The following is a 10,423-nucleotide window of genomic DNA, read 5'->3' on the forward strand; positions in this document are numbered from 1 at the left end:
ACAGCGGATCTATCCCTTTACACCGGCAAGGCCGTCACGAGACTCGGTCCCCTGCTGTCCTCCGGTTGTACTGCTTGGGTTTCCTCGAGCTGCTCCGCACCGTTCCTCCCCCAAACGTCATTGTGCGCCTGCAGCAACGCCGTCGGCGGGCCCTCGGCACGGATAAGGCCCGTTGCACCATGGAGGTGCAACGGGCCTTGTGTGTGGACGCTAGACGGTCACTACTGCCTACTTAATGACAGCGATGAGGTCTCCGCCCTCTACCTTGGTGGCCTTGCCAATGGCGACACGCTCGATGACGCCATCCTTGGTTGCGGAGATGGAGGCTTCCATCTTCATGGCCTCGATGACGGCCACCTGGTCGCCAGCCTTAACCTCGTCGCCCGCGGAGACGGTCGGGGTGACCACACCAGCGAACGGAGCGGCCACGTGGCCCTCGTTGCTCGGGTCGGCCTTCTCGACGGAGGCGACGGTGGATTCGACGTTATTGTCGCGGACCTTCATCGGGCGAATCTGACCGTTGACCGTCAGGACAACGTTGCGCATACCCTTCTCGTCGGCCTCGCCGAGTGCATCGAGGCGCACAGTAATCGGCTTGAGGTCAGCGCGGTCGTTGGATCCTTCAGGGAAGTAGTGAACCACGTACTCGTGGCCTTCTTCCAGACCGTAGAGGAACACGGTGTCGGTGAGGGCCTCCGTGTTTCCGTACTTACGACGGAACTCGTTGAACTCCTCGAACTGCTTCGGGAAGAGCAGGCGGTTGAGGGAGTCGCGACGCTCCTGCGAGTTATCCGAGTCAAGGTGCGGCTGCTCTTCAGCGGGCACCTCCTTGACGGTTACCTCGCCCGGCGTACGGCCTTCGAGGACACGGTCGCGCAGCTCCGGCCAGCCGCCCGGAGGAGTGCCGAGTTCGCCACGCAGGAAGGCGATGACGGAGTCCGGGATGTCGTACTTGGACGGGTTAGCTTCAAACTCGGCCGGGTCCACGCCAGCGCCCACAAGCTGCAGGGCGAGGTCGCCCACGACCTTGGAAGACGGGGTGACCTTGGTCGGACGGCCGAGCATCTCGTTGACGGCGGCGTAGGTGTCCTCGATGACCTCGAAGCGGTCCTCGAGGCCCAGAGCGGTCGCCTGAGCGCGCAGGTTGGACAGCTGACCCCCCGGGATCTCGTGGCGGTACACGCGACCAGTCGGGCCAGGAATACCCTTCTCGAACGGCTTGTAGAGCTGGCGGACAGCCTCCCAGTACGGCTCCAGGTCGGAGACGGCCTTGAGGTCGAGGCCAGTGTCGCGCGCGGAGTTGGAGAATGCCGCGACGATAGCGGACAGGGACGGCTGCGACGTCGTACCGGCCAACGGAGCGGAGGCACCGTCGACGACATCGGCACCGGACAGCGCCGCCGCGTAGTAGGTCGCCATCTGGCCGCCCGCAGTGTCGTGGGTGTGGACGTGCACCGGCAGGTCGAATTCCTTGCGCAGTGCCATGACCAGCTTAGAGGCAGACTCCGGACGCAGCAGGCCCGCCATGTCCTTGATAGCCAGCACGTGTGCACCGGTGCCCACGATTTCCTCGGCGAGCTTGAGGTAGTAATCCAGCGTGTAGAGCTTCTCATTCGGAGAGCACATATCGCCGGAGTAGGCCATGGCAACTTCGGCCACGGACTTGTCATTCTCGAGGACAGCCTCGATAGCCGGACGCATCTGGCTCACGTCGTTGAGGGCGTCGAAGATACGGAAGATATCGACGCCAGACTTGGCGGCTTCGTCCACGAAGGCGTGGCACACCTTGTCCGAGTACGGCGAGTAGCCCACCGTATTGCGGCCGCGCAGCAACATCTGAATATTCTGGTTCGGCATGGCCTCACGCAGCAGATCAAGGCGAACCCACGGGTCCTCCTTGAGGAAGCGCATCGCGACATCGTAGGTCGCTCCGCCCCACGCCTCCACCGAGTAGAGAGACGGGGTCATGCGGGCCACGGCCTCCGCGGCGGAGACGAGGTCAGTACCGCGCACACGGGTGGCGAGCAGCGACTGGTGCGCGTCACGGAACGTCGTGTCCGTAACGCCGAGAGCCTGCTGATTACGGATCTTTTCTGCCCAAGCCTTCGGACCCAGCTCAAGCAGATCGTCACGAGAACCACGCGGCAGCTCAGAGTTGCGATCAAATTCTGGGAGCTTGTCGAACGGACGAAGCGCGGTCGGACGCGCGCCATTCGGCTTGTTCACGGTGACGTCCGCGATGTAGTCGATGATACGGCCAGACTCGTCCACAGCTGGCGGAGCCTTGAGCAGGTCCGGGTGGGACGAGATGAAGCTGGTGTCGACGCGGGTCTCGGTGAAGTCCGGCTCGCGCAACAGGGCGCGCAAGAAACCGATATTGGTGGCAACGCCGGCGACGGTGAACTCGTTGAGGGCACGCTGCGCGCGGGCAACGGCTTGCTTGAAAGTCACGCCACGGCAGGTCATCTTCACCAGCAGGGAGTCGAAGTTCGGCGAAATCTCGGCGCCGACGGCGGTAGCGCCATCGAGACGCACGCCCGCACCACCCGGCGAACGGTACGTGGTCAGGGTGCCGGTATCCGGGCGGAAGCCATTGTTCGGATCCTCGGTGGTAATACGGCACTGGAGTGCCGCGCCGGTGATGTGGATATCCTCCTGGTGCAGACCAAGCTGGTCGAGGGAAGCGCCCGCAGCAATGTGCATCTGCGACTTCACGATGTCGACGCCGGTGATTTCCTCGGTGACGGTGTGCTCGACCTGGACACGGGGGTTCATCTCGATGAAGACGTGGTTGCCGCGCTCATCCACGAGGAACTCGACGGTGCCAGCGCCCTCGTAGTTGATGTGCTGGCAGAACTTCACGGCGTCCGCACAGATGCGGTCACGCAGGTCCGGATCCAGCGTCGGAGCCGGAGCGATCTCCACGACCTTCTGGTGACGACGCTGCACGGAGCAGTCACGCTCGAAGAGGTGGACGACGTTGCCCTGGCTATCGGCGAGGATCTGGACCTCAATGTGCTGCGGCTTAATCACGGCGGTCTCAAGGTAGACGTGGCCGTCGCCGAAGGCAGCCTCGGCCTCACGGGAGGCCTCCGCGCACTTCTCGCGCAGCTCGGACTCGTTCTCGATGAAACGCATGCCGCGTCCGCCGCCACCTGCGACTGCCTTGACGAAGATCGGGTAGGTGAAGTCCTTGGAGTACTCGACGAGCTTGTCCAAGTCAGTGGACGGCTCGGAGTCCTTCAAGGTCGGCAGGCCCGCTTCCTGAGCGGCGTGCACCGCAGCGGCCTTATCGCCGGTGAGGTCCAAGGTCTCCGGAGTGGGGCCAATGAACTTGATTCCGGCCTCATTGCAAGCACGGGCAAGGTCGGCGCGCTCAGAGAGGAAGCCGTAACCCGGGTAGATGGCATCCGCGCCCGACTTCTTGGCGGCACGAATCACCTCATCAATATCGAGGTACGCCTTCACCGGGGCGCCCTCAGCGCCAATGCGAACGGCTTCGTTGGCGAATGCACGGTGGAAGGAGTTGCGATCCTCACGTGGATAAATTGCCACGGTCTTCGCGCCGATTTCGAAAGCGGCACGGAAGGCACGGACAGCAATTTCGCCGCGGTTGGCTACAAGCACCTTGTTGAACGTCGGTAACGCGGTGGCAGTCACTGCAGTAGGTTCCTTTCGGATTGTGGTCATTGGTTCACGCTGCTACGGGGTGGTTCAGAAAACCAATGCCAGCACGGGTGATCCACATCTCAGATTAGTAGTGCGTGATGCACGATGCGAACACGATCCCACATTATTGGTACTAAAGGGGGTAAAACGTCCCATAGGCCGGACGCCCGACGTATTAAGTCTGGCGCCGGCCGGGGAAATTCAGGGGCAACGGAGGAGTGTAGGGGGTTCCGTCACCGATAGGTCATAGGAAACGTCGTTCCCTCCGGGGTGACGCCAGGAATGCCCCAGCGCCACAGACGGCGATTAGAACTGCTTCGGCGGAACGGAGCGCTGAGCCTCACCGTTGTAGGCAGACAGCGGGCGGATGAGCGAGTTGTTCTCGTTCTGCTCCACGATGTGTGCGGTCCAGCCGGTGATACGGGACATCACGAAGATCGGGGTGAAGAACTCGATGTCGAAGCCCAGGATGTGGTACGCCGGGCCCGTCGGGAAGTCGAGGTTCGGCTGAATCTTGATGGAGGTGTTGTCGTACATGGTCTTTGCCATGATTTCGTACATCTCCACCCACTGCTCCTGGCCGTGCTCCTTGGCCAGCTCGCGGAAAGCGGCCTCCATGGTCGGAACGCGGGAGTCACCGTTCTTGTAGACGCGGTGACCGAAGCCCATCACGAGCTCCTTGTTCTTGAGCTTGTTGAGGGTCCACTCTTCGGTCTTCGCCGGGTCGCCAACCTCAATGAAGTTGTGCATGACGGCCTCGTTCGCACCACCGTGCAGCGGGCCCTTGAGGGCGCCGATAGCACCGACGACTGCGGAGTAGGTGTCGGACATCGTGGAGGTGATGACGCGCGCGGTGAAGGTGGAGGCGTTGAAGGAGTGCTCAGCGTAGAGGATGAGCGACTTGTCGAAGGCCTCGATGTCGGCGCGGGAGTTGGCCGGGGAGCCCTCTTCCTCACCGAAGACCATCCACAGGAAGTTCTCGGCAAAGCCCTTCTTACGCGACGGCTGGATGTAGCCTTCACCGCGGCGACGACGGATGTCGAGCGCGATGATGGTCGGGATCTTGGCCATCAGCTCGAGAGCGGTACGACGGATGTGCTCGGAGTTCTTGGTGTAGGCCTCCGGATCCTGAGCGCCGATGAAGGAGATGGCGGTGCGCAGGACGTCCATCGGGTGGCAGGACAGCGGCATCGACATGATGAGGTCGATAAGGTGGCGGTCCAGGTGGCGCAGAGCCTTCTCACGTGCAGAGAAGCGGATGAGCTCCTCCTGAGTCGGAAGCTCGCCGTTCCACAGAAGGTAGGCAACCTCTTCGAAGGAGCAGTAGCGTGCCAGCTCCTGAACGGGGTAACCACGGTAGGTCAGGGAGTTGGTCTCCGGGACGACCTTGGAGACGGCGGTCTCGTCAACGACGACGCCGTACAGGCCCTTGCGGATTTCGGGGGTGTTCTCAGACATTGTGTTCTCCTTGTGCTTGGAAAAGTGTGTGGGACGAAAGACGCCACAAACCGTGGCGCGGTTCTTTTACTTGGATTGAAGGAACGACGTTCCAAGGAAGGTTCGCCGCTGTGCGCTCGAGGCGCGGGGTTTCGCGCTTCGAACGCAGTGGCTCGTCATACCGGCGAAGCGCCGGTCGGCAGGAGCCGGGGTGTTTTTACTCGAAGGTCGGCTTGTAGGAGTCCTTGGAGTAGGTGAACACCGCCTGGTCGAAGGCGTTGTACTCGTTGTAACGAACAAGTTCGTACAGGCGAGAACGGTGCTGCATGCGCTCGAGCCACTCGGTCTGGTTGCCCTCTTTCTCCATGAAGCGGAGGAACTCTTCGGTGGCGCCCATGGCGACACGGAAGGTGGACACGGGCCAGATGACGGCGTTGTAGCCCAGGTCCTCGATTTCCTTGGCGGACAGCAGCTCGGTCTTGCCGAACTCCGTCATGTTCGCCAGGAGCGGGGTATCGACGGCGGCACGGAACTTCTCGAAGTCCTCCTTGGAGTAGAGGGCCTCGGTGAAGATCATGTCGGCGCCAGCGTCGGCGTAGGCCTTGGCGCGTTCGATGGCGTCGTCGATGCCGTGGATGCCAGCGGCGTCCGTACGGGCGCAGATGATGAAGTTGGGGTCGCGGCGCTCGTTGACCGCGGCGGAGATGCGGCGGACCATGAGGTCGGTCGGGACAACTTCCTTGCCGTCGAGGTGGCCACAGCGCTTCGGGTTGACCTGGTCCTCAAGGTGCATGCCGGCGAGGCCAGCGTCCTCAAGGGCCACCACCGTGCGAGCCGAGGACATCGGCTCACCGAAGCCGGTGTCAGCGTCGACGAGGACCGGCAGGTCGGTGGCGCGAGCAATCTGGCCGGAGCGGTGGGCGACCTCAGTGAGAGTGGTGAGGCCGATGTCCGGCAGGCCCAGGTCGTTAGCGAGGACGGCGCCCGAGATGTAGACGCCTTCGAAGCCGCCGATGTCCTGGATAAGACGCGCGGTGAGCGGGTTGAAGGCACCCGGGAGGCGGGTCAAACCCGGCCCCTCCAGGGAGGCGCGGAACTCCGCGCGCTTCTCGGCGTTGGTCTTGGTAGAACCAAACAGTCCAGCCATGTTAGAAAATTCCTTCCGGCTTCTTGGGGGCCTTCGCGAGGTGGTCCGGGGTGACACGGACGTTGAGCTCGTTCAGGTCGGTGAGGTTCTCGAGGTCCTGGACGGCGGCGAGGAAGCGCTCCTGCTCTTCCTCGGAGACCTTGCCAGCGGCCAGCTTCTTGAACTTGTTGATGTACTCCTCGCGGCCGAACGGACGGGCGCCGAGCGGGTGAGCATCAGCGACGGCGCGCTCGTCCTCGATAACGGTGCCGTCCTTGAAGGTGATGACGGCCTTGCCGCCGAACGCCTTCTCGGAAAGGTCGTTGGAGTGGTAGCGGCGGGTCCACTCAGGATCCTCGACGGTGGAGATCTTGTGCCACAGCTCGATGGTCTCCGGGCGGTGCTTGCGCTCGTCGGAGTAGGAGTGCTCGTAGTCCCAGTCGCCGTCCTCAAGGGCAACGGCGAAGATGTACATGATGGAGTGGTCGAGCGTCTCGCGCGATGCGTCCGGGTCCATCTTCTGCGGGTCGTTCGCACCGGTACCGATGACGTAATGGGTGTGGTGCGAGGTGTGGAGGACGATGGACTCGATGTCCGCCAGGTCGCGGCCCTCCTCGGCGAGGCGCTTCTTCAGCGCGAAGGCCATGTCGATCTGGGCCTGTGCCTGGTACTCCGCGGAGTGCTCCTTGGTGTAGGTGTCGAGGATGGCGCGCTTTTCTTCGCCCTCGGCCGGCAGCGGGATGGTGTAGGTGCGCTCCGGGGAGTGCAGCATCCATGCGATGAAGCCGTCCTCACCTTCCCAGATGGGAGCCGGGGCGCCCTCGCCGCGCATCGCGCGGTCGACAGCCTCGATGGCCATCTTGCCGGCGAATGCCGGAGCGGAGGCCTTCCAGGAGGAAATCAGGCCCTTGCGGGACTGGCGGGTCGCGGTGGTGGTGTGGAGAGCCTGGCCGATGGCCTGGTAGATGGTGTCGACATCGAGGTTCAGCATGGTACCGATACCAGCGGCGACGGACGGGCCGAGATGAGCGACGTGGTCAATCTTCCACTCGTGAAGGCACATGCCCTTGACGAGGTCGACCTGGATCTCGTAGCCGGTAGCGATACCGCGGATGAGGTCCTTGCCGGTGAGGCCCTTGTGCTGTGCGACGGCAAGGATCGGCGGGATGTTGTCGCCCGGGTGGGAGTACTCGGCGGCGAGGAAGGTGTCGTGGTAGTCGAGCTCGCGGACGGCGGTGCCGTTGGCGAGTGCGGCCCACTCGGCGGAGTACTTACCATCAACACCGAAGACGGTGGACCCGTTGCCGCTCGCATCCGAAGAATGAGGATGCGACTGAGCCATGACGCGGGCGGAGGTGACCGGGCCGCGGACGACGGACGCCATAGCAACGGAGGCGTTGTCGATGATGCGGTTGATGATCATGTCCTTGGTGTCGGCCGGAACCTCAACCTTGTCTGCGGCAACCTTGGCGATCTTGTAGGCGAGGTGCTCCTCAATCGGGAAATCCTCGGCGGACTTGTGGGTGCGTACTTCGTGATTAATCACCGGAATTTAAACTCCTTTTTAAGTGTGGAAGCGTGGAGTGCATCGCAAGGAAAGCGAGCGACGCACTGTGGCACCGCGTTGTTGCGATAGCAATCACATTACGTTTTTCAACGCGCCCCAGGCCACAAGTGACGTTTGCGTAAATTTGTGGCATTATTATGCATAGTCTGTAAAACCTGTAAAACTCGCAGGCAGGACGCAGATCTAAAGGAGCACCACCCATGAGCAAGCACTACGCGGGGGCACGAATCCACGCGCTCCGCAAACAACACGGGCTAACGCAAGTCGCCATGGCCAAGAGTTTGGGGCTATCCACGAGCTACCTCAACCAGCTCGAAAACGACCAACGGCCGCTTACTGTGACCGTGCTCATGAACCTGTCACAGCGCTTTAATGTGGACCCCAGCTACTTCTCCACAGAAAAAGATTTGCATGCCATCACGGAGCTACGCCTCCTCTTCCCCGGCGCGGATGAAGACACATTGGCAGACCTCGCCGGCCGGTTTCCTGAGCTGATGCCGGGACTCACCCGCGCCGCCGCCCTCGTTCCCCGCGAGCAAGAAGGCCCCTTCGAAGCCGTCCGCGAGTTCTTTTACAACGCACACAACTACATCCATGAACTCGACGTGCTCGCCGAGGAGCTCGCCGGCCAGCTTGGCCAGCGCGTTTTCCGTCGGGCTCGCCTTGCCTCGCGCCTCGAAGAGGAACTCGGCGTCACGGTGCGCTTTGGCCGCACCGGCCCTCGCCGCGAATTCGATCCGGTCCGCCGCGAGCTCAATCTGCGCGGCGGCCTCACCGAAGCGCAGCTGGTCTTTGAGATGTCTTTGCAGTACTGCCTTCTCGCCTACCAGGATCTCTGCGATAACTTGGTCTCCGAGTTGCCCGAAGGCGTCGCGCGCGACATCGGCAGGCTGGGCCTCGCCCAGTACTTCGGCGCCGCGGTGACCATGCCATATAACGAGTTCCTCGCGAAGGCGGAAGAGTCCCGGTATGACATCGACATGCTCGCCGGTGACTTCGGCACCGGATTCGAAACCACCGCCCAGCGCCTGTCCACCCTCCAGCGCCCCGGCAACCAGGGCGTTCCATTCTCCTTCATTCGCACAGACCGCGCCGGCAATATCTCCAAGCGCCAGTCCTCCACGAGTTTCCACTTCGCCCGCTCCGGCGGCACCTGCCCGCTCTGGATCGTCCACCGCGCCTTCGAGACCCCCAACCGCATCACCCGCCAGGTCGCCTCCATGCCCGATGGCCACACCTACCTCTGGATTGCCCGGCACGTCCAAGGCACTGCCAAGTCCTTCGGCACGCCGCGCAAGGAGTTCGTGGTGGGGCTTGGCTGCGACATCACGCAGGCCGATCGCCTTGTTTACGCGGACGCCCTCAACCTCTCCCCCTCCGCCGCCACGCCTATCGGCCCCGGCTGTCTCGCTTGCCCGCGTACCGACTGCCCACAGCGCGCCTTCCCGCAGCTAGGCCGCACCATCCGCCTGAATCTCAATACCACGGCGGAGCAGGCATACGACACCATTTAAGGCGCAGGCTCGGCACGCTTGCGCCAGCGTGCCGATGCCCCCTTTTTCTTTCCGCTCGCACGAGCGTTCTAGGCCCCGAGCCTCCATGTCACCTGTCCGCGAGAAACTACTTGTGTTCCGCGCGAGAGAGCATCCGGCCTCTTTCCCTATCCCGGAGACCGGGCTTCGTCCGGAACACCTCTCCTCTCGAGTTCTCTCGACCCGTGCCCTGCGCAGGAATGCGCAGGGTGTGCCCCATTACGTTGTTAGCAGTTCCACCCCAGGGCACCGAAGATTCATAGTCCGTCCACCCGAGTGGGCGGGCTATGTTTATGTCCGTTCCCGCCGTCCGAAAGGACAGTGGAACTAGTCGCTGGCTTCGGTATGGCTTATTCCTGTCCCTGTTAAGAAAATGATCCGGGGGGTGATGCCGCCGAAGACAGTGACATACTCGAACTGCTAATAGGAACCTGACCCGGCCCAGGCGGCACGAGGTCTCACAGTAATGTGGATGCCAGCGCAAGTATGTCCGACCCCCCAGCGATGAAGCGTAAATAATCCAACTCCCTTTTCATCGCTAGGAGGCACCAACTCATGGCCTATGACTTCGTCATTGGAATGGACGTCGGCAAATACTTCCACCACGCCTGCGTCCTCGATCTCCAGGGCCGACAAGTCCTATCCAAACGCATCAACCAGCACGAAGGCTCGCTACGCAAGCTCTTCGGCAAATTCCTGGCCAATGACGCCAAGGTCCTTGTCGTCGTCGATCAACCCAACAACATCGGCAGGCTCACCGTCGCAGTCGCCCAAGCAATGGGAGCCGACGTTCGCTACCTCCCCGGGCTTGCCATGCGACAGCTTTCACGTATCCACGTCGGCAACTCCAAGACCGATGTACGCGACGCCTACGTCATCGCCCATGCCGGCCTCAACCTTCCGGATGCCCTGCGTAGTGTTGACCGCGTGGAGGAAGTCTTCCTCCAGCTGAAAGTCCTCAACGGTATCGACGAAGACCTCGCCCGGGCCTACACACGCCTGATCAACCAGATGCGATCCGCACTCGTGGGCACCTACCCCGCATTCGAACATGTCCTGCGTGGGCAGATGATTCACCGCAAGTGGATCCTC

General features: G+C 62.4%; 6 protein-coding genes. 2 read left to right on the top strand and 4 right to left on the bottom strand.

The features are described from left to right. Nucleotides 1-228: 228 nt before the first annotated feature. From ABJ196_RS02155 to ABJ196_RS02170, 4 genes are all read right to left on the bottom strand, one after another. The gene (locus tag ABJ196_RS02155) at nt 229-3,660 is read right to left on the bottom strand and encodes a pyruvate carboxylase (RefSeq protein ID WP_347305014.1); all 3,432 of its coding nucleotides are present in this window, start codon (nt 3,658-3,660) and stop codon (nt 229-231) included. A gap of 315 nt (nt 3,661-3,975) precedes the next feature. Continuing rightward, nucleotides 3,976-5,127 carry a bifunctional 2-methylcitrate synthase/citrate synthase gene (locus ABJ196_RS02160; RefSeq protein ID WP_066485081.1) on the bottom strand — a complete coding sequence of 384 codons (1,152 nt, stop codon included), beginning with the start codon at nt 5,125-5,127 and terminating at the stop codon, nt 3,976-3,978. A 196-nt stretch (nt 5,128-5,323) separates the two neighbouring features. Next, on the bottom strand, nt 5,324-6,253 hold the full coding sequence (prpB, locus tag ABJ196_RS02165) for a methylisocitrate lyase (protein WP_066485079.1): 930 nt from the start codon (nt 6,251-6,253) through the stop codon (nt 5,324-5,326). A 1-nt stretch (nt 6,254) separates the two neighbouring features. After that, nucleotides 6,255-7,778 carry an MmgE/PrpD family protein gene (locus ABJ196_RS02170; RefSeq protein ID WP_070594183.1) on the bottom strand — a complete coding sequence of 508 codons (1,524 nt, stop codon included), beginning with the start codon at nt 7,776-7,778 and terminating at the stop codon, nt 6,255-6,257. 221 nt (nt 7,779-7,999) lie between these two features. Between ABJ196_RS02170 and ABJ196_RS02175 the strand changes: the two genes are divergently transcribed. Next, entirely contained in the window at nt 8,000-9,313 is a 1,314-nt protein-coding gene (locus tag ABJ196_RS02175; protein ID WP_257072163.1) for a short-chain fatty acyl-CoA regulator family protein, read from the top strand. A gap of 573 nt (nt 9,314-9,886) precedes the next feature. Then, nucleotides 9,887-10,423 (top strand): IS110 family transposase (locus ABJ196_RS02180; protein WP_347305015.1); only part of this gene is annotated, 537 nt, incomplete at its 3' end.

This window comes from Corynebacterium sp. SA-MJD20WY100 (assembly GCF_039822565.1).
Lineage (GTDB): Bacteria > Actinomycetota > Actinomycetes > Mycobacteriales > Mycobacteriaceae > Corynebacterium > Corynebacterium phoceense_A.

What these genes read in the sequence shown, in the direction of transcription:
- ABJ196_RS02160 (WP_066485081.1), bottom strand. Translation starts at nt 5,127, where the DNA reads ATGTCTGAGAACACCCCCGAAATCCGCAAGGGCCTGTACGGCGTCGTC.
- ABJ196_RS02175 (WP_257072163.1), top strand. Translation starts at nt 8,000, where the DNA reads ATGAGCAAGCACTACGCGGGGGCACGAATCCACGCGCTCCGCAAACAA.
- prpB (WP_066485079.1), bottom strand. Translation starts at nt 6,253, where the DNA reads ATGGCTGGACTGTTTGGTTCTACCAAGACCAACGCCGAGAAGCGCGCG.